This is a genomic window from Chitinophaga fulva, from assembly GCF_012927205.1.
Classification (GTDB): Bacteria; Bacteroidota; Bacteroidia; order Chitinophagales; family Chitinophagaceae; genus Chitinophaga; species Chitinophaga fulva.
Genome location: NZ_JABBGC010000003.1, coordinates 705,934 through 726,967 on the forward strand (window position 1 = coordinate 705,934; position 21,034 = coordinate 726,967).

12 protein-coding genes are annotated in these 21,034 nt (G+C 45.8%); 3 read left to right on the forward strand and 9 right to left on the reverse strand.

Going from position 1 to position 21,034, the window contains the following annotated elements; all coding sequences use genetic code 11:
* Window positions 1–20: 20 nt before the first annotated feature.
* The 4 genes from HHL17_RS26145 to HHL17_RS26160 all read right to left on the reverse strand — a co-directional run bounded on the left by HHL17_RS26145 (window position 21) and on the right by HHL17_RS26160 (window position 7,380).
* Window positions 21–1,499: a RagB/SusD family nutrient uptake outer membrane protein gene (locus tag HHL17_RS26145; RefSeq protein ID WP_169227791.1), complete on the reverse strand. Its 1,479-nt coding sequence runs from the start codon at window positions 1,497–1,499 to the stop codon at window positions 21–23.
* A gap of 18 nt (window positions 1,500–1,517) precedes the next feature.
* On the reverse strand, window positions 1,518–5,003 hold the full coding sequence (locus HHL17_RS26150) for a SusC/RagA family TonB-linked outer membrane protein (RefSeq protein ID WP_317166610.1): 3,486 nt from the start codon (window positions 5,001–5,003) through the stop codon (window positions 1,518–1,520).
* A gap of 420 nt (window positions 5,004–5,423) precedes the next feature.
* Complete coding sequence (locus HHL17_RS26155; protein ID WP_169227792.1) at window positions 5,424–6,695, reverse strand: FecR family protein; 1,272 nt, start codon at window positions 6,693–6,695, stop codon at window positions 5,424–5,426.
* Window positions 6,696–6,750: 55 nt separating this feature from the next.
* On the reverse strand, window positions 6,751–7,380 hold the full coding sequence (locus tag HHL17_RS26160) for an RNA polymerase sigma factor (RefSeq protein ID WP_169228227.1): 630 nt from the start codon (window positions 7,378–7,380) through the stop codon (window positions 6,751–6,753).
* 241 nt (window positions 7,381–7,621) lie between these two features.
* Between HHL17_RS26160 and HHL17_RS26165 the strand changes: the two genes are divergently transcribed.
* Entirely contained in the window at window positions 7,622–7,927 is a 306-nt protein-coding gene (locus tag HHL17_RS26165) for an ArsR/SmtB family transcription factor (protein WP_169227793.1), read from the forward strand.
* Between the two features lie 32 nt (window positions 7,928–7,959).
* Here the strand turns inward: HHL17_RS26165 and HHL17_RS26170 are convergent, their stop codons facing one another.
* From HHL17_RS26170 to HHL17_RS26180, 3 genes are read right to left on the reverse strand one after another with little or no spacing between them, the layout of a single operon-like run.
* Window positions 7,960–14,001 (reverse strand): FG-GAP-like repeat-containing protein, encoded by a 6,042-nt coding sequence (locus HHL17_RS26170; protein WP_169227794.1) that lies wholly within the window; start codon window positions 13,999–14,001, stop codon window positions 7,960–7,962.
* A gap of 25 nt (window positions 14,002–14,026) precedes the next feature.
* Window positions 14,027–14,434, reverse strand: coding sequence for a hypothetical protein (locus HHL17_RS26175; RefSeq protein ID WP_169227795.1), 408 nt, complete (start codon window positions 14,432–14,434; stop codon window positions 14,027–14,029).
* An 18-nt stretch (window positions 14,435–14,452) separates the two neighbouring features.
* A complete protein-coding gene (locus tag HHL17_RS26180; protein ID WP_169227796.1) occupies window positions 14,453–14,878 on the reverse strand; it encodes a hypothetical protein in 426 nt (141 codons plus the stop codon).
* Between the two features lie 498 nt (window positions 14,879–15,376).
* Here HHL17_RS26180 and HHL17_RS26185 point away from each other — a divergent pair, with 498 nt between their 5' ends.
* Window positions 15,377–17,764 (forward strand): ABC transporter permease, encoded by a 2,388-nt coding sequence (locus tag HHL17_RS26185; protein ID WP_169227797.1) that lies wholly within the window; start codon window positions 15,377–15,379, stop codon window positions 17,762–17,764.
* Window positions 17,765–17,819: 55 nt separating this feature from the next.
* Here the strand turns inward: HHL17_RS26185 and HHL17_RS26190 are convergent, their stop codons facing one another.
* Entirely contained in the window at window positions 17,820–18,614 is a 795-nt protein-coding gene (locus HHL17_RS26190) for an SDR family oxidoreductase (protein WP_169227798.1), read from the reverse strand.
* A gap of 122 nt (window positions 18,615–18,736) precedes the next feature.
* Between HHL17_RS26190 and HHL17_RS26195 the strand changes: the two genes are divergently transcribed.
* Window positions 18,737–19,087 carry a winged helix-turn-helix transcriptional regulator gene (locus HHL17_RS26195; RefSeq protein ID WP_169227799.1) on the forward strand — a complete coding sequence of 117 codons (351 nt, stop codon included), beginning with the start codon at window positions 18,737–18,739 and terminating at the stop codon, window positions 19,085–19,087.
* Between the two features lie 445 nt (window positions 19,088–19,532).
* Here the strand turns inward: HHL17_RS26195 and HHL17_RS26200 are convergent, their stop codons facing one another.
* Window positions 19,533–20,984, reverse strand: a complete 1,452-nt coding sequence (locus HHL17_RS26200; RefSeq protein WP_169227800.1) for a nitrilase-related carbon-nitrogen hydrolase — start codon at window positions 20,982–20,984, stop codon at window positions 19,533–19,535.
* Between the last annotated feature and the right edge of the window lie 50 nt (window positions 20,985–21,034).

Below are 21,034 nucleotides of genomic sequence, written 5' to 3' on the forward strand. Positions count from 1 at the left end.
AACCAAATTTTAATGGTGTTCTATCTGGGGTTTTTAGTTAGTCCTGAAAGCGTCGCACTCTGAGGTAATTGAAAAACACGGCGTAAATCATCCTTTTTTAACACGTCATATGTTGTATCCCATTTGTTATCTAATTGCCGGTGTGAAATTTCCAATCCGTAACGATTGATATCCAGCCAACGAATCCCCTCATGCGCAAAAGCTTTTTGTTTAAAGTCCAATACTGTTTTCAACAGACCCGCCCTGATATCTGTAGTGTTATAAAAGCTTAAGACCTTTGACTCCGTAATTCCATGCAACACCACATTGTATCCATCGATCCTCACTTCCGCAAAGTCATTCAGATCTTTTAACGCTGATGCATAATCACCGGTATTGATATAGGCTTCCGCCCTGTTCATCAGTGCCTCATCCGCTGAAAACAGGCATTGAATCGTGTAATAGGTCCAGTCAGTTGCAAATGTGCTTGCTCTATAGGAGAAGGTCGGGTATTTTCCCAGTGAAAGCTTATCGGGAATTCCCCCAATCCGGGTATAATATTGGTAAAATTGTTTCCCGGCAACAGTATTTCCGCTGATCATCTGCTCAGTGGGCAACCCGGCTCCATAACGGCCGCCAGCCGCAATATTATTGAAATTGGAATAGACATTTGCCAGCAAAAGATTAAAATTCTGCTGGCTACCCGTAAATAAAGCAGGTGAATTACTACCAGCCGCTTTCAGTGCCCCGGCTATAGGCCGGAGATTCTGTTTAAAATTATTTTCCGGGAAAATAGCACTGGCATATTGAATGACTTTATCATATTCCCCCTTGAACAGGTAAAACCTTGCAGCAAAAGCATTGGCAGCCTGCTCGTTGAAATGGAATTTGGGTGATTTATAGCTTATTCCCTTAATCAGGCGCATACCTTCGAGTAAATCCTTTTCAATATGCTCATACACTGAAGCCACTGTTCCCCTATCGTAATTTTGGAAAGCATTTTTTTCCGGAACAGTAAGATATGGTACCCCTGGAGATGAGTTATCACCATTGACCTGATAAGCTTTCGAAAACAATGACACCAGCATATGGTGAGCATAAGCCCGTGTCAACAAAGCCTCTCCTTTGTATTGCCGGCCTTTTGTGCCAAAATTATTTTCATCAACGGCTTCAATAGCATGATTGGCTGCTGCGATGGCCCTATACATATCCAACCAGTAGGTATTGGGAGAATAGCTATCGGACACCTGTGAGACTTCTTTCCAAAGATAGCTGTCACGGGCAATATCATTTAGGGAGAAATCACCAGGCCCCTTATCTACGCTATTGTCTGAGGCCAATTCTGCAAACAGGAAGTAGTCAGCAGTTGGGTAGGCGGTCACTAATAACTCTCCTACTTTTTCCGGAGTATCCAACTCGGTACGCATATCCGGATTGACTTCAAAATATTTCTTACAGCTTCCCAGTAATAATGAAAGTAGTAATAAACCGATAATATGGTATATATTTTTCTTCTTCATGTTATTCAATGCTTTTGATTAAAAACCAGCTTTCAGAGAGAAGGTAAATTGTCTGGGTACCGGCAAGGCCACTCCCCCGCTTCCGAAAAATTCCGGGTCCGCTCCATTCAGCTTCTTATCTGCATAGAGTAGCAAAATATTGTTCCCCACCAGGGCCAAATCGAGATTTTTCATTTTTAACCAGGTTGCATAAGACTTTGGCAGACTATAACCCAGGGTAACATTTTTTAAGCGGATAAAATCACCTTTGGCCACCCGCTGGTCTGAAGAATTATAGGCACTATAAGCATACATGGGCGCGCTGGGCATATGTGCCTGGGCCACCAGTGGATCTACAATAGTTGGAATGGTCGTGTATTTTTCATCCCCGGGTACCATCCACCTGTTTAACCACTCTTTAGACATGCCGATATCATCACTCAACTCTGAAGTGAATACAGGCGCAAGACGTACATAGTTGCCCATACTGAAGGTAAACAGGAAGGAAAGGGATAGATTTTTATAAGCCAGTTGGTTATAGAAACCTCCTGTCAGAGTAGGGTCCACAGGTCCATGATATTTCAGGAACTCCACATCAGTACTCTGAAAATCTATCTTCATGGCATTTCTTTCTCCGGACTCGGAAATGAAGGTTGGATACCCATAGTTGGGATTCAGTCCATCAAACTGTACAGAAAACAATCCCCTTTGTGCATAGCCTTCCAACGGGCCGCCCTCAGCCCTCACCAAATTCGCCAGGGTCGGGTTAATCACCAATTTGGTGATCTTATTTTTATTATGAGCAAAATTGAAAGAACTGCGCCACCTGAAATTCTTTGTTTGAACAGGATTTCCGGCGATAGTCAATTCAAACCCTTTACCAGACATCGTTGCGTAATTGGCGATTTTCTGCACCTGGCCACCTATCCCGGATGTGACAACCGGCCCGATCAAATCAAAAATATCCCGCTTATAAAAGTCCAATGTAACATTGACTTTATTATTGAAGAAGGCCAGGTCTGTTCCCACATTTGCTTCATACAGTTTCTCCCAGGTCAGGTCTGCATTCTCCAGCGCTGAAATGTTGACATATTGCTCTTTATCTGTCTCTATAGGTCGATACGTAATACCGTTATTATAAAGCACAGACTTATTCCGGGCGTTGCCTAAGTTTGCCACCAGGCCATAGGTACCTCTTACTCTCGCACCACTGAGGAACCGGCCTTCCTGGTTAAAGAATTTTTCCTGGTCAATATCCCAGGCAGCGGAAACATTCCAGGTTGGCAGCCATCCGAGGCTTTTCCCTTTAGCCTTGGTTTTACCAAGCATATTCGACCGATCGAACCTGGTCGTAAAGTTGAAGCTGTACTTGTCGGCATATGCATATGCGCCACGAGCCATCATAGCAGCGAACCGGTCTTTGGTATACCCCATACCGTAATAAGGCAGGTTTTGATATTGCGCGTCCTGGAAGTACCTGAAGTCGGGATGCACCAAACCAGAATTGGTGTACTGATAGCCGACGCCGTCAAAATTGTCGTACTGCCTGTCAGTAGAGCGGATTTCCATGGACCCGAAAATATTCAACCGGTGTTTTGTCCTGAACTGCGCGTCGTACTCCAGGTTATGACGGAAGTAATAACTCACCAGATTATCGGTATTGACATTATAAAAACCCCCATCAGGCAAAACCACCATTGGCAACGAACCAGGCACATTGGGATCTTTAAACAGGAAGGGGTTATTTTCCATGATATAAGGATCGTTATTATGTGCTTTATAGGCGCCCACCATATTTGAGTTTTCCTTTACATAGTGCTTTCTGAAGGTGGTGGCATAACGATATGATCCATCCATAGAATAAGTAAGGCGGGGGATGATTTTATACTTGAAGCCGGCCTGAACTTTCAGCTCATTCACGCCAAGCTCGATATAATTATTTTCCAGCTCATTTAATATATTGAAGGGTGCAAAATTCCTTCTGAAGTATTCCAGATTACCATCCTTGTCATAGGGGGTCATCAACCGGCTGGTATTCATCGCGTACGAAAACGGATTGATATCAAAATCCCTGGTAAAACCGCCTGTAGACGGGTTACTTCCCCTCGTGAGGGTGCCGGGCGTACGTTGGTCTCTGATGGAGCCGTTAAACAACAACTCCCCGCTAAACCTGTCACTTAGTTTGAAGTTGGTCCTCAAATTCGCCGTATACCTTTTTACCCTATCACCCACGGTTTGCCCGCCATCGTTCATAAAGCTGGTAGATGCATAGGTCTGTGACTTTGCGTTCCCGGACGAGTAGCTTAAAGAGTGTTCCTGGAGCAGGGAGTTCCTGAACAATATATCAAACCAGTCGGTATTGGCATCTGCATAGCGTTTCAAGAACTTTTGCCTTGACGCCGGATCATTTCTTAATGCATACGAATCTGTGTCGGGATCGTAGTCATACATCAGATCATACATCTTATTAAAGATCCCCCCGTCCTTCGAGTTCTTGGAAGCGCTATGACCAAAAGAACCTTTGCGCTCCATCTCCAGCAAAACCGCCATTTGCTCAGCCGAATTCATGATATTGAATTGCTCATACCTTGGCTTCAGGTAGGTACTCAGGGTAGAACTATAATTTATCTGTGGCGCTCCGTTTGTTTGTTTTCCTTTTTTTGTAGTAACGACAATTACGCCATTCATAGCGCGCGCACCATACATGGCTGTAGCGGCCGCATCTTTGAGGATATTGAAAGATTCGATGTCATCAGGATTTAACCCCGCCACGGATGAGCCTATCAATGTATTAGGATCTCCTGTAGACAATGCCTCATTGGAGATATTCACGATATCTTCCAGGATGATCCCATCTATTACCCAAAGCGGTTTATTGTCTCCTGATATCGAGGTAGCGCCCCGCACCCTGATCTTGGGAGCCGCTCCAAATGTGCCGGAAACATTCTGGATAGACACCCCTGCCACCTGACCTTCCAGCATGCGTGATACATCAGGAACACCTGCGCGCGCTACATCTTTTGCGTCAACCTTGGTGGCAGCCCCGGTAAACAACTTGCGGTTTATATTCTGGTAGCCGGTCACCACAACACCATCCAACTTTGTTTCCATTTCCTGCAATACGATATTGAGCACTGTATTGGCAGGACTGATCTTTATTTCCCTGGGCTCAAATCCTATCATGGAACAAACCAGGGTGGTATTAGGGTGTTTGCTTTTCAATACAAAACGTCCGTCTTTGTCAGTGCTGATGCCTGTCGTAGTACCTTTAACAACGATAGACACACCATACAGGGGAGCACCGGCAGCATCAACCACCCGTCCTCTTATCTCTGTCAGCGTATCAATGGGGAGATAATCCCCTTCATAAGATGGCGGTGGATTGGATACTGGTTTAGGAGAAACCAGGATGCTTTGTCCATCTATTGAATACTGAAAAGGCTGATCTTTGAAAACCTCGTCAAGAAAGGATTTCAAGGGCATCGCTGACGCGTAAATCGTCACCGGTTTAGAAGCTTTCAGCACAGGACCGCTATATAAAAACACGAAGCTGGTCTGTCGTTCAACAGAAGCGAAAACAGATTTCAATGAAGCCTTTTCGGCTGAGAAAGAAATACTCTGTGAACTACCAGAAGCATAAATATTAAGAAAACCGACAGTTAAGAAAACAATCGTTAGCCTCATTACTAACAGGATTTTGGTGACATGGCGGTTTCTTGCACGGGCAAACCACCTACAATAAGCAACTTTTTGCATACTTTTGCATTGTTTGGTTGACGAAAAATTGTCCCAGCCGGACTGTTTTTATGGCACCCAGACGCCGGGCCAGGGATGTAGCAGCATCACTGGCCTTTTGTTTAGGCTATATTTTGTTTTTGCTTAAATAAGTGCTGTCCACATCTGTGATGTGCTATAGGCGGGCATCAGCCGTTGTTGTTCTGGTATTTAAAGGATTATTAAAGTTTTGTTTTCCATTCTGAACCGTACCCCGGACTCCCGTAAGAACTCCAACACGCTGGATAGGCTTACGTTGCGGTACATCTTACCATCTATGGTAATGCCGGAATCCTTTCCTTCATAACGCACCTTGATATCATACCATCTTTCCAATTGTCTCATCACCGTTTGGATATCAGCATTATTAAAACTGAACATCCCATTTTTCCAGGCAAGCGTTTGAGAAAGATCGACATCTGACAATACAGCTATTTTATCCGGGCCATCTGTTACCGATGTTTTCGGTTGCCGGTCAGCCGGCAAAGCCACAGCAACGATAGCTTGCTGGCCAGGCTTGAGAACAACCTTGCCTGTTCCCGCAACATCATCCCCCTGTTCGCCTGACAACGAGCTGCCGTTTGCGCCTACACGAACACTTCCCTCGAAAACAGTTGTTTTGATCGTGCCCTCGTTAACGTAAGAATTTATATTGAACCTGGTCCCTAACACTTCAACAAGCGATTTCCCGTCCACATCAACCAAAAATGGCCTGGACTTGTCTTTGCTCACTTCCAAATAAACCTCGCCGGTAATTTTTATCTGCCTTTTTCCGCCATCAAAGGCTGATGGGAAACTGATACTGGAAGCTGCATTCAGCCAGGCTTTTGAGCCATCCGGCAATATTAACTGGTACTGACCGCCGTTCGGCGTAGTGAGCATCAGCCTTTTACCGGCGACTGAAAGTTTCTCACCGTCGGTATAAGTAATCGCTTCCCCCACAGCAATGCCGGTTTTGTCAGACGCCAGATCAATTTGTTGATCATCCAGGGTCAGAACAGCCTTATCGGCTCCCGGTAAAATATCATGGACATTGCCCTCATTAACCGAAACCGTTCCGGGGCCGGTATGCTGCCGGTGGTCCGACACAACAATAGCTGTCGCAATTCCTGCTATTAATATTATAGCAGCTGCATAACGGACCCACCCGCGATGCAGGAAACGCACACGGTGCGCTACAGGCTTAGCTTTGTATCCCTGCATTCCGGCATGCAACAACAACTGCTCCCTGACGCTATTGACGTCTTGATCAGAAAATACTATGGGGGAATCATGCGCTACTTCCGCTGTAAGCGCCATTATATCCTCCTGATCCAGCAATTCTTTGTATTCCTGCGGCGCTCTTTCGATAAAAGCAAACAATTCCTCCACCTCACCGGGTGTGATTTCATTCCTGATAAATCGGGAAAGCAAGTCCTTATAATAAGTTCCTGATTTGTACATAAACTGATATAAGACTATGGGAAAAAGAAAAAAGGCTATGCGAATCCGTCTTTTTTTAAAAAATTTTTTGGAGCAGCCAAATAAGAAGAGGAGTAAGCTTGCTATGTTGCCTCAGGTAATCACGCAAAAAGGAAAGCGTGTTGGTCATATGGTTCTTTACCGTGTTGGGAGAAATATTTAACTCACGGGCCACTTCATCATAACTTTTTTTATCATTCTTGCACATCTCATATATGCGGCGACGTTGCGGTGTGAGGGAGCTTAACGCTTGTTTGAGAAGAAGCATATAAGGGGTGTCCCCCTCCTGGGACAGGGCTTCCGGCTCAATTACCGGCTCATAATAATTAACCAGTTGTTCCCGCAGGATACGGTTTTGGGCTATTTCTTTTTGCATGTCATAGGCCCGGTTATGACAAACACGGAACAGGTAACTGCGAAAACTCTTCTCCACTTCTATTTTCCCCCGCGCCTCCCAGATCTTAATAAAAACATCCTGTACCAGGTCCTTTGCCAGTTCAGGTATCTTGACAAGGGCCATCGCATAATTGAAAATTTCCCGGCAATAGCGCTCATATATCTCGGCAAAGGCTAGCGGATCATTATCCTTCAGTAGCAGGAGCAGTTTTATATCTGGATATGTGGAATACCTGTTAATGGCAAATTGGTTTATCGTAAAATTATAAATTTAAGATTCCATCGCTTAAAAATTTTCACTGTCCGGAACTACCATGACCCAGGAGAAAAATACGATATGGATAAACTTTGATACTTATCAGCGATTTTATTTAACGACCATGTCAGCCAAAGATAATTAAACCATATAAATTAACATAGGATAACCCAACTAACGTGATTACAGGTGATGCCCCATCACGTCCTTTGAACTTTACCTTCGGAATTTCGGGAAATATCGATATGTTTGCCCAATGGAATTAATTATGGTTTTTAAGGCGCTCAGTAATGAAACCAGGATAAACATACTCATTTGGCTCAAGGAGCCTCGCCTCCACTTTCCCGCTGAAGAATTGCAAGACTATGATGCAAATCTTGGTGTTTGTGTAAGCGACATTACCAAAAAGGCCGGTTTATCTCCGTCCACAACATCAGACTACCTGAGTTTACTACAAAAATGCGGGCTTATTGAAGCTACCCGGGTCGGCCAGTGGACGTACTACAAACGTAATGAAGGGGCGATTGAGACGCTAAACAACTTAATCCAAAAAGCGTTCTGATTATCCCGCCCCCCCATACACGCATCGAATTTCTAATAATAGGATTTATAGATAATCTGGTTAAATATTAAATCAGATGTTCGGCGTAATGATCTCCAAAGAGGCTCTGCCACCCTCAGTGATTGCATGGTGGGCGCATAATGCCCGCTCCAATTTTTAATGATCAGGTTACCATCCTTTAACTCCACTGTACCTGCTGACATCACCAGGTCACCCTCCCCTTCTATAGCAGCATGTTTCAATACATCGTCACCGATTTTGAGCGAATAGTCCTTAAATGAAATCGTAAACTTTATGCCTTCCCGGCCGCTACTGATCATCTCAGATATATCTTCATTCGTCTGGGCCCAGTAGCGGAGCCCCAATTGCATGGCTTCCTCACGTTCAGCGATCTCGCCCTCGAGATAGTCTTTCATGCCATTCACAAAAACGGAATTACCATAAGCATCTACCCCACACAAACTCTGATCACCCCGAAACAATGGCAAACGTGGACGTCGCGTGAAGTTCTGCAGCCGGTCGTCCTGGGTCATGCCCATGGCAATATCCCGCCGCGCCTTGTACATGGCTAATGCCTGTTCCTTACTGATGCTTCGCTGGCCAACTGCCTCCAGTAAACCCTGGGAGAATTCCTGTCCCAGTTCACCTTCCGTGGCGGCCCAGGCTTCTGCCATCGTTTCATCAAGACCTTTGTCCATCACCGCCTGCGTAGCAGCTTCCTCACCGAGGGAGAACGCCTCCAATACCGGGTCCGGTAGTTCCGCCACATCTATGATCACATCAAATAACCCCATCAGCAGATCATCTCCCAGCACATGTCCGCTTGGATCATAATTTCTAACCGGGTTATTCAGCGTGTAAGCGTAACGATTATATACATCTGTCTGATAGGGCTTACCACCAAGCCTGTCATCCGCTGTGATAAACCTGCCGGTGAAAGGATCATAATACCGGGCATTAAAATAATACAATCCGCTCTCGTCCAGCTCCATACCGGAAAACAGGTAATCGGTCGTGTCTTGCCCGCTCATCGAATGTAACGTTCCGAAGGGAGCATATTGCATGCTGCTGGTTGTGCTGCCAGTACTGTTTGTAGTTGCCTGTGTAGAGTTGATAAAGTTCCCGTGGAGATACATAGCCCCTTCCGACGATGATACAGCGGCGATCTTCTGCCCGGGAATGGTGATAAATCTTATCCCTTCTGAACCGGCACTGTTGCTGATGGTATTATAGTTTGGCGACACATACAGTTCCGTGCTGTTCGTCCGGAAGTCGCTTTTCAGCATGCGCTGCCCTTTATAATCGTATGCATACGCACTCAATGTATCCTGCCCGGAAAGGATGGCTGTCAGCTGATTAAATGCATTGTAACCATACCGCAACTGTACCCCCTTACCATTTGAATACCGGGTTTGGGCAGACATATTGCCATTGGGACCATAGGTGGCACTATACACCTGCTGACCGTCCCGGGTGCCATTCACCACCTGATAGTTGTTGTAGGTGTAAGTAATACCATCCTTTAACGTCAGGTTACCAGAAGGATTATACTGATAGTTCAGTGAACCTGTTGCTACTGTCGCTTGCTGAAGCCTTCCATTGTCGCTGTACTGAAACGATTCGTTGTTGACCGGGGTCAGGTTGTCCGTAATGGAAGAAATATTGAACAAGTTGCTCCAGTTATAAGTTTTATTGGCCAGGGTGCCACCGGGAGACTGGATCGTGTAGTTTTTCACCAGCCCGAAAGGCGCGAAGCTGGCAGCACGCTGCACCTGGTTGCCATAAAGCACCTGCGTCTGGTCCCCATAGGCATCATATTGTTGAAATGTAACGTAGGGAACCGCCGAAGCGCCTGCCTGTTCAGCAAAAGTAACCTGTTGAAGATATCCATTATTGTAATAGCTGTAATTGGCCACGCTGTTATCGGGATATATCAAGGAGGCCAACGTACCATCCGGATTAAATGCTGACTGTTCGCTGAAACTTTTACCCCCGGCGCCGATGAGCGTATTTGTAACGCGGTGATAAGCATCAAAGCTGTAAGTATGGGATATCCGGGCCTGCGGGTCGACAACCTTACATAGATTGGTCATCCCGTTTTTTACGCTATTAAGATCGTACTGGTAACTGATACTGTTCCGGGCCGTATTAACAGCGATCTTCCTTTGCAGACCATCCATCTGGCAGAAAATAGTATCTCCACCGGCCTGCACCACCGCAAAACTATTACCGGTGAAATTCCGCAGATATTGAGTATTCCCTGCTGCAGGGTTAGTTGTGGCCAACAGATCACCGGTAGAATAATAGCTGTAGGTACTGACCAACCCGCCCGGATCAGTTACCTGCTTAACGCGGGCCAACTGATCATAAGCAAACATCGTTTTAAGGCCCGATCCGTCTATCAGCTGCGTAACCTTTCGTTTCCCTTTATAATAGTCGAAGCTCCTGTGAGTGACAACAGAATCCTGTTCACCGGCTGCAAATATGATGGTAACCGTTTTATTGTTATATCCGATGATATTTCGCACGCCGGCATTCTGAGGGCCGGGCACCACTACCGAAACCGGCCGCTGGTAAGGATCATAACTGATCTTTGTGAGCTGCGGATTATCTGCCTGGAAATAAGGAAGCGAATAATTGATCAACTGGTTATTACTGTTGTACGATTTCGTTTGCACAACTTGCTGCCCGCTGATACCCTGCCACTGGTGCTGAATCGTGCGGGATAATCCATCATACACGACATAGGAAGTATCCCATGCTGTACCGGGCCAGTTGTTGCGTACTACCCGTTGCTCTACATAACCTGCCGGACTCCTCTGCAGATAAGTAAAGGCCGACAGTACCACCATTTTGCCGGTACTGTCAGGACCAGCCATAATACTGTCACGCCCAAACTGATCATATAGCGTCACGAGCGTATTGCCATTTGCATCTGTGGCGGTCGTCACTTTTCCATTCGCAGGGTCCATCTTCATCCGGTTGACCAGCTTTACGCCCCATTGGTTGGGGGGACTTGTCTGACTGACCGGAAATGAGTGAAAGGCGGAGTCCATGCCCATCAGCGTCGTATCTCCTGCAGCGTTGACCGTCAGTATCTGGTTACCGTAAGCATCATAACCGTATTGATGATATAACCAGCTGTTGTTGGAGTTGAGCCACATGCCGGACTGTGTTGGCTGCCAGGTTTGTTGGTTATACTGCCAGCTCTGTTCCTGCATCAGCGAAGCGGCAGTAGTATCCGTTGACATTTTCTGCCCCGTCTTAAACCCGATATGCCATGAATTGGTATTGTTGATGTAGGTCGTGGAAGTCAGCAGACGGTTGTTTTCGGCCGTATCGTTGAGTTGTTCTGTCAGTATGTTATTGCCAAAATCGTCTAATATATAGTTCGTTCCTATGGTATAGCTGAATTTCCCGTAGTCGTAATGATCCAGCCGGGACGCAGCGTTGAATACCTGATAACAGACAGACGGACTTGTATTAAGTGTGTCCGCAACTTTGAAATAATTGTTCCGTGTCCGTTGCAAAAGATTCCCTTTAAAGTCACCCAGGGTTGAATAGCGGGTTTGCCCCGTCAATGGGAATGTCTGCCAGTAATAGGTTGTCCTGATATTTCCGGCGCTGCTGTCTGTCTGTTGAACAGCATTAAATCCGAGCCAGCCATACGCCTGCACATCTGTCAGCGAGCCACTGTATTTGAATTGATAAGGATAAGTATTTCCCAACCCATCGCTCAGTGTATATCCCTGTAACAGGTAAGTGGCGGATTGTGTCGGAACATAAGGGTAAGCAGCAGCCTGCAGGGGCGACAACACCGAAGTGTTGTACCGGTTCTGCAGGTACAGCCCGTCCAGCAGGTTGTTACTGTTGCCTCCCGGCTGATAGACGGCCGCACTGGTCATAGGTGCATACCAAAACTGGTAAACGCCATTGATGCCATTGTTAATGTTGGTCACCAATCCCGGCACCTGGTTATTGGTATGGACGGTGTTATTCACGGCATCGCCTCCAAAAAATATAGCCGATTTGTTGGCCGCAAAAAGGTCAGCGACACCATCACCGTTAAAATCGCCGGACCAGGTATAGGCTGTCGAAAGGCTGGGGGGCGTTGTTGGCTGCGGGTAAAATTTTCCGCCATAGTTATAATACAGCGTTGCCGTGTTGCCTGTCAACGTATAGATATCCATGGTCCCGTCTCCGTTAAAATCACTGATCCAGTTGGTAGCGTTGGCAAGATTCATCCCTGATACCGGGGCTGCCGGAGCAAACCCTTTTCCGTTGGAGAGGTACAGGTTATATGTCATCGCGGTATAAGTCAGGACATCGGTAAGCCCGTCGTTATTGAAATCAGCGATCAGGTTGTTGACCGGATTACTATTAAGGCTCATCCCTGGAAGCGTTATAGGGGCGGCAAAACTCCTGGATTGAGAGAAGGCTGACAGGTACAGTGTTCCGCCTGATTGATTGGCCGTAAACAGATCCGCCTGCGCATCGCCATTAACGTCAAAGACGAAAATTTGTCCGGGTGCGAGCTTGAGGTTTGTCACCGTCTGTAACGGGTTAAAACCATGTCCGTTGGAGAGGTATACATTGGCGGTGGTGCCGGCTACAGACAGGAGGTCTGCCATGGCGTCGCCGTTCAGATCTGCTGTGAATACGCAGGTAGTGCAGGTACTGTTAAATTGTATGCCCGTCACCGTTACCGGCGTAGCATTCAATACGTAGGTCTGGCTGTTGCAGAAATAAATATTGGCGATTCCCGGTTTCAGTACCAGGAGATCAGGAAAACCGTCACCGTTATAGTCTGCTACATAAGTCTGCGCGGAAATATTGATCGAGGTATCCAGTTTGTGTGTGGTGAAGCCGCTGCCATTCGCATAATAGATGGCGGTAATACTGTTATTGGAAACAGGCAGCAGGTCTGTTTTACCATCGCCGTTGAAGTCGCCCTGGAAGCCTGCGTTCTGAACAGGGCCATTGTAAGCCGCCGGCGTGTTGACAAATCCATTCGGTCCGGCTGTCCATTGCATTGTGACGGGTGCAGCCGGAGCACCATAGGCTCCCAGCTCCGTGATGGCCACCAGCTGACTTACCGGCTGTGTGGATACACTGTCATATGCCAACCAGTATGTTTTAACCGGTACGGTATCTTTTCCGGTGGCAAGATAGGTACGGATCGCTTTCAGCCGGACAGACATGACACCATTGGAGCCTCCGGCAAAACGCAACAGCGTATCAGGGCGTGGTTCATAGCAGAACTTTACCAAACGGTTGGCGGTGTTGGAGCTGGTGATACCGTATGCGATAATGTCCGGATAAGAAGTACCATCTTTGGCGCAACCAGTCATCGGCTGGCCTTGTACATTGGATGGCGTGGCGGTATAGAAGAATTCCACTGCATTACCGGTGGGCGTGGTCATCTTCTGTACGAGCCATTTACTCACAGATCCCTGCAGGTTGCCATTATTAAAGGCTGCGCCCTGTGCCATTACCTGGCTGCCGTTTCCCGTGCCATAGGAAGCTACCGCACCGGTTTTCAGATAGACTGTAAATGATGTAGGTCCCTGGCCTGCGTTTCCATTGGCAACAATTTTTTTCCACTGCTGCAGTTCCGTATAATACGTGCTGCCCGGACTGAAGTAGCTGCCACTTTGAGATGCATTGTTCATCAGTCGCAGTCCGTCGAGGGAAAACCGGTCGTTCGCATCATAGTTAACACCGCCACGAAAGCCGTCCTGTGGTACCGAGGCGCCTGTCCGGGAAATAGATGAGAAACCAGAGAAGGCCCAACCGACGCCCAGTAGCCCATTGCCTGACTGGCTGTTATAGGAGATTTGCAGGGAAGGTGTCGCCCCCACGTTGCCGGGCGGGAGTTCCAGCGAAATACTGTAGGTAGCCGCACCGCTGGGGTTGGCCGACATCTTTCCCTGCAATATGCCGTTAAATGCGCTGCCTGTTGTTTGTTGCTGCTTGTTGTTCGTTTTTTTGCCAGGTTTAAACTGCGCCTGTATTTGTATATCAGCAAACAGCAGCAGTACCAGGCAGCAGCATTTGAACGTGATCAGTCTCATAAGAGGATGGAATTATCTGGAGTTATTATTGAGATTGAATATTAATATTGAAGGTGTAATTGAAACCACTGATGGTCGGGTTCGTAGCGCCGGAAACATAATAGCCGGCCCCCGGAACAATAGAAGGCATAGGCCCTCCGTTCAGTGCAGACAAGTTCCAGGTGATCGTCAGCGCCGGACCATTGGGCAGATTGAAGATCGCTGTACCAGAGCAGGGACTTAATGTTCGACTACCACTTACTACCTGCTGTTGAAAATAGGATTGCAGGATAGTGGCGGTGGCGCCATCTGCCAACGTGGGCAAAATGATAGGCGGAAAGCTGCCAGGCATTAATGATCCGCTTTCCAGGAAATTAAAGGTGCTGAAAGTAATATTGCCCTGGCCGGTACTGTTGGTAGCGATGACAGTTATGCTGGCTGTTGATATTCCCATATGTGTAGGTTTTTTGTTTTAAGCATTATAGTAGATGGTAAGATTTGCGGTCACCGTATCCGCATTGGGAGGATTGGTGGGGTTCATCGGATCATTTCCAATTTTCACCGTATAGTCAAGGCTAAATAAGGTGCCAGAGGAAGGTACATTGATCAACCCTGCATAAAAGAAGCAGTTGGAATAACCACCGGTACCATCCTGCTGAAAAGGACAGTTGATGGCGATGTACAGCATCGTGCCATCGTAAAGCCGGTACTGCACATTAGCGGTGGAGCCATGCATAGAGCCGGGCGTTTTATAGAAACTAAACAACTCAATATTTGTGACGTTAGGATCTATGTTCTGTGGATTCGTATGAGCACGTCCGTGCATCAGATGAAGGTCCTGAGGATTATATCCCCAGGTGGTGGTGTTGGTAAGATAGCAGATAGCGTTTCTTGTCATAGTTATTAAATTACAGGTGAATAATAGTCCGGTTGCGGACTTTAGCGCATATATGTGACACATTCAAGGCTGATGTTACGTAGGCTACAACTACTCTTTCAGTCCGGAAAGATTGAATGAAAAGGTTTTGACGGGGTGATTATCGGAATATCTGCTGAATGGCTATTTACCCAGATAGCATCTACGGAAAAAACGTGATTACGGATGTGGGGCTTTGTCAAAAACCGTAAAAACTAATACAAACAGGTGAAAGGAAACCACCGGCCACCATTTTTAGGATAGGGACCTCTAAATCGAACACATGTGTCCGTATCCGCACATTATACTTGTAAAGGCGGGCCATCACAAAGATGGAAACATGGCCACCACAGCAGACTAAGTGATATCCAGACAAATGGTATGGTAGTTGTCACGGACTACAACAATGCCTACAATAACTTTAAAACAGCTGGCGTAGCACTAAACTCAACCGTTTAAAAGTTTTTTTAAATTACCCTTATGTTCTCGAACTACCTGAAGATAGCTTTCCGTGTTCTTTGGCGCAACAAGATTTATGTAGTCCTCAACGTTGTAGGCTTAGGTTTTGCCATCGCCTGTTGTATATTGTCTTACCTCAACTACAGCTATAGAGAGAACTTCGACCGGAATCACCCTCATACTGAACATATTTACCGGCTAAACAGTACCCGCGTGGTAGATGGAAGTAAAGAGCACTGGGCAGTTGTGCCCTTACCTTTAGCGGAAGCAATGAAGAGAGAAACAGCCGGAGCAGACCGGATTGCCCGACTTAGCAGCACTGCCGTTGTGGTGAAAATCGGGCAAAATACTTTCGATGAGCATATGCACTATGCAGACAAGACCCTATTTGATTTTTTCAACTTCCCGCTAAAATACGGTAATCTGTCTGGCTTTAACCAACCGGACCTGGTAGTCATCAGCGAAAATTTTGCGGACAAATATTTTCCCAAACAGATGCCCGTTGGCCAGTCTCTGACGCTCATTGGACCAGAAGGTAAACCCAGGGTTTATACAGTTACTGCTGTAACGCAGCAAATTCCAGCCAATTCAAGTATTCAGTTCGATATTATTACTTCTTTTGAAAACGGATTTACTCATGGACATCCAGCCCCCGATGACTGGGCGAATCCAAGCCTCATTACCACATTTGTTGAATTAAAAAAAGTGGACGCCGCCCATTTTGTGACGACCAATCTGAATCCCTATGTAGCACTTCATAATCGTAATCGTAGTGATTGGCCGATAGCAGGCTTTACCCTCCAACCTTTTTCTGCGTTGGCCGCCAGCTCGGATATTGATATGCCGGGATACGTACATGGCAGCCAGTTGACGCCCAATCCCCGTGGCGTACTCGTTATATTGCCAGCCATTATGTCGCTGTTTATTTTACTGATTACCTGCTTTAATTTTACCAATATTTCAATCGCTTTTGCCAGTAGCCGGTTAAAGGAGATCGGTATCAGAAAAGTAATCGGAGGTTTCAAGCGCCAGTTAATCTGGCAATTCCTGACCGAGAACATGGTGCTTTGTTTGTTAGCAGCGGTATTAGCGCTATTGTTCGTCCACCTGCTATTACCCACTTTCAACCAGGTTACCGGCATTGACCTTTCGCCTGACTATGGCAGGGATTATACTTTTTGGTTATTCCTGCTATGCATTCCTGCTGTAAGTGCTATCTTTTCCGGGTTATATCCCGCTGTATATGTTAGTTCCTTTCAGCCATTGTTGATTCTTAAGGGCAAAACTGTCCTTGGTGCATCTAACCGTTTTACACGTTTCCTGTTGATCTCACAATTTAGTTTGTCGTGCTTCGCAATGGTAGTGGGCATTGTGATGTCCCAGAATGCTTCCTTTCAACAAAAAGTTGATTTTGGTTATTCCATCAATGAGGTAGCGGTGGTAGAAATAAACACCCCTCAGGAGTACCGTGTTTTTAGCCAGGCAGTTCAACAAAACCCAGCGATCAAAAGTGTAGCAGGATGTGTTCAACAAATTGGTGATGGTACTTACACCCAAACTGCCAAAACCGAAAATAGCGAAATACAAACGCAAGTCGCACGTGTTGGGGGCGAAGTTTACCTTAATAGTATGGGGATCCGCTTGGTGCAGGGACGTCATTTTTACAATACTGGTGCCGATGCCGATGCCTCGATTATCGTCAATCAAACTTTTCTGCAACGATTACAGATAAAACAGCCACTTGGCCAGCAAGTGACCCTGGATAGTACACACTACACCATTGTAGGCGTGGTGAACGATTACAAAGAGTATGGCCTGCATGGCCTTGTTCCCCCTTGTGTGCTACGCATCGCTAAACCTGATGAGTATAAGTTTATGGTTGTCCGCACAGATAAAGATAAATTGCCGCAGGTAACCAAATACTTACAGTCCACCTGGCATCAACTGGTACCCAACGTTCCATACCGGGGTTATCTACAATCGGATTTAATTGAAAAGGAAATCCGTATGACACAGGCATTCAAAGCAATTGCGTTTTTTCTGGCCATTATTACCTTGCTTTTATCAGCGTCAGGTTTGTTTGCACAAATTTCTTTGAACATTGATAAGCGAAGTAAAGAAATTGGTATTCGCAAAGTGCTCGGTGCATCGATACTGCAAATCATCGGCCTGGTTAACCGGGAGTTCATACGCATTCTTCTGATTGCTTTTGTGATAGGTTCAACTTTGGGCTACTTATTTACCAGCAAATTTATTTTCCAGGTTATTTATCAATATCATCCTGCTGCCGGGCCAGCGCCATACATCGGTACGTTCCTGATTGTGTTGGTTTGTTGCAGCGCAATTATCGGAACGAGAGTATTCGACGCAGCCAGGGCAAATCCAATTGATAGATTACGTGCGGAATAATATGACCCATCAAAAACCGGTATCCTGAAGGTTTTTATAGTCGAAAGTTCCGTTCTTAAACAGTAGGTATTGTACCACCGTCTATAACGTATTCTGTCCCCGTTAAGTAATTCGCTCTTGGCGAAACTAAAAAGCCAACCAGTTCGGCCACTTCTTCCGGCTGCGCCGGTCTGCCATAGGGTATTCCTCCTAAAGCATCCATGATGCTTTGCGTCGCCTGCGCTGTGTCCGTATTTGAGCTTTCTGCTATACGTTCTACCAAACGAGTAGCAGAAGTGGTCATAATCCAGCCCGGAGATACTGTTAGAACACGAACGCCTTTAGGCGAGACTTCGTTGGATAAACTTTTGCTATAATTGATTAAGCCCGCTTTTGCAGCAGCATACGGCAAAGTGGAATCGTAAAGTGGCAAGCGGCCTTGTATGGATGCAATATGAATAATCACGCCCGTCTTACGTTCTATCATCTGAGGCAAAAATCCTCTGTCCAGCCGAACAGGGGCAAGTAAGTTCGTTCTGATTGTATCTTCCCAATCTTCATCGCTTAAAACGGCAAAGCCACCGCCCGGCGTTTCGGACCCACCAAGATTGTTCACAAGAATGTCCAGCTTTTCATATTTTGTCAAAACCTCTTCCACTACTTTTTGAGTACCTGTGGGTGTGCTCAAATCAGCGGAAATAAAATGTACCTTTTTATTAGACTCTCCGGGTGCATTTCTTGCAATACTGATTACCGTTGCACCTGCTTGCAGCAACCGCTCGGCAATGGCTTTTCCCGCACCTTTTGTACCGCCTGTTACCAAAGCAATTTTACCCGACAACTCGTTGTTCAAATTAAATCCTTGTTCCATTTATAATATTTTGATTCAAAATTGCGAAGTATATTCAGTTCAAACAAGTACGGAAAAACGAATTGCATAGGGATAAATAATTCCCTATTGTATATTTTATTACATCGGAATAATTTTGTTATATGCGTGAAAAAAAGATACCATTGAACCTGAATTGTGGTCTTGACCTGATCGGTGAAGTGCTGTATGGAAAGTGGAAAATAAGATTGTTATGGTTTATCCATGAAGGATACAGGCGGCCTAGTGAACTGCAACGGAAAATTCCGGATGCTTCCAGGAGAGTGTTAAATATTCAGTTGAAAGAACTTGAGCAGCATGAATTAGTTTCCAAAATAATTTACCCGGTTGCACCTCCGAAGGTGGAGTTTAGTCTTACCGATTTCGGAATGACACTAATTCCCATCATTGCTGCTTTGGGAAATTGGGGCGATGAAAACGAAGAACGGTTAAAGAATGTGATTTTGAAAAGGTGAGGGAAACTGCCGGAATGATAGCATCAATAATCGACGGGGATTAACTGTAATAGTTCCGATTTGATCAGATCATCGGGAGATATTTTAGTCAGCTGGCGGCTATGCAACCTCTTTCTCTGCTATATCCATCTGGGCGACCACCCAGACTCAGCGAAAATACTATCAATATTAAACGTCCTGCCAATTCAACTGCTCATCTATTCATTTGATTAACAGCCTCTTACAAGGATATCTATTAGGAATCTCTTTAGTATCCTTTTAGTATCCTTTACCTATCCTCGTGGCAAGGAATATAACAATGCCTGTCAAACCGATATTATTTTATCCGGTCAAAAATTCTCCATTCCTGCATACTTTTTCTCTGACTGCGCACCTTGTGCTGCATAAGAATTTATCATCTTTGTATTGTTAACTGCGGCGTGCTCCCGACCTTCGTATGCCGTTATCACCGTTTCCGCTGGGCTTTTACTAATAGTACAAGGCTCCCCAGGAATGCAATGGCATTTAATATACTGAACCAATCACCCCACTTGTTATACAGTGTAGCATGATGCTGTATATCAATATTGCCTGATAACAACGCGGGCGTGCCTTTGTCGCAATTGGCCTCATACAAAACCCTACCGCAATAGTCGTTGATAGTCAGCCTACCTTTCCTGGCATTTCTTACCATTCCAAAACCGCCTTCCACGCATCTCATCATCGCCATCCGGCTATGTAGCCAGCCATCTCGCTCAAAGTCCCAGGCTGGCACATATAAAACATTACAATCTGCGCTGCCATACCTGCTGATGTATTGCTGAAAATCCATGTCCTTACAAATGGCCACACCTTCTGTTGTACCATTCCTGGGAAACAAACCGGGTTCCTTTCCTGGTTTCAGGCTATCCAGCAATTCTCCTGGAAACAAATGTACTTTCTGATAATCTGCCAGCAGCGCCCCATCCTCCCCGATCACCCAAGCCCTGTTTTCGTAATAGTCTCCTTTTTGCTGCGTCACGCATGCAACGATGCATACGCGATGCGCCATTGCTGTATCTTTAAACTGCTGAATAAAAGCCGAACGGTGTTTATCCCTTACGGTAAACATTTTTTCAGGAAACACCACGATCTTTGCCCCCTGCTTTGCCAATTCCCCTACCTGGTGCAGGTAAAGGTTTGCCAGGTACAAATCCCTGTCTTCTCCATTTGTATTCTCATTGTGATATGCCCGTTTATCAATGGCGACCATACCCACCTGTAATGATTTAGTAGCAGAAGATGTTTGATTCAAACGCACAACACCCCAAACCATTGCAGCCACAAGAACGCCAATGGTTACGAAGGAAAGTGTTCGGATTGATTGTTTTTGCTGATACCGATATTTGATTAATGCTATTGCCGCAGGAAAAAAAGTAACCAGGAAGGTAATCCCCTGTATGCCTGTCAAAGAAGCAACTTGTATAACCGGTAAAAAATCGCATTGCGTATAGGCAATGCTGCCTGTCGTTCCATCCGGGGTGGTGAGGAAGCTGATATACTCCATCGTAGTAACCCAAACAGGGAATACAAATACAGTGGACCAATGGCTATAAGTAAGCATTAGCTTTCTTGCAGCTATCACTTGTAACGCAAAAATCAGGGGGTATAGCAGTGTAAACAAAAACACCAGCGGCAAAGGTAAAATACTTAGTAAATAAGGTACCCAGCTAAGCCTTCCTATTAAGTACCCGGCAAAAGCTATTAAAAATGTCCATTTGCTTGTCAATCGTAAAGAAAAATACAGTATCGGGACTGGCGCCACCCATAATGGCCACCAAATGTGTGCTGATAAGCTAAAGGACAAATACCAGCAAATACCCGCAAAAAGCAGTCCTGCGGCTAAAAGTGCTTTGGAAACCGGTTTTAAATCCGACATGATATAAGTTTAGTATAATTGTCAAAGCTATACGGTTTTTCCGGCGCAGA

Coding starts and splice junctions, on each gene's coding strand:
- HHL17_RS26155 (WP_169227792.1), bottom strand. CDS start 6,695: ATGTACAAATCAGGAACTTATTATAAGGACTTGCTTTCCCGATTTATC.
- HHL17_RS26190 (WP_169227798.1), bottom strand. CDS start 18,614: ATGGAACAAGGATTTAATTTGAACAACGAGTTGTCGGGTAAAATTGCT.
- HHL17_RS26165 (WP_169227793.1), top strand. CDS start 7,622: ATGGAATTAATTATGGTTTTTAAGGCGCTCAGTAATGAAACCAGGATA.
- HHL17_RS26145 (WP_169227791.1), bottom strand. CDS start 1,499: ATGAAGAAGAAAAATATATACCATATTATCGGTTTATTACTACTTTCA.
- HHL17_RS26170 (WP_169227794.1), bottom strand. CDS start 14,001: ATGAGACTGATCACGTTCAAATGCTGCTGCCTGGTACTGCTGCTGTTT.
- HHL17_RS26185 (WP_169227797.1), top strand. CDS start 15,377: ATGTTCTCGAACTACCTGAAGATAGCTTTCCGTGTTCTTTGGCGCAAC.
- HHL17_RS26195 (WP_169227799.1), top strand. CDS start 18,737: ATGCGTGAAAAAAAGATACCATTGAACCTGAATTGTGGTCTTGACCTG.
- HHL17_RS26180 (WP_169227796.1), bottom strand. CDS start 14,878: ATGACAAGAAACGCTATCTGCTATCTTACCAACACCACCACCTGGGGA.
- HHL17_RS26200 (WP_169227800.1), bottom strand. CDS start 20,984: ATGTCGGATTTAAAACCGGTTTCCAAAGCACTTTTAGCCGCAGGACTG.
- HHL17_RS26175 (WP_169227795.1), bottom strand. CDS start 14,434: ATGGGAATATCAACAGCCAGCATAACTGTCATCGCTACCAACAGTACC.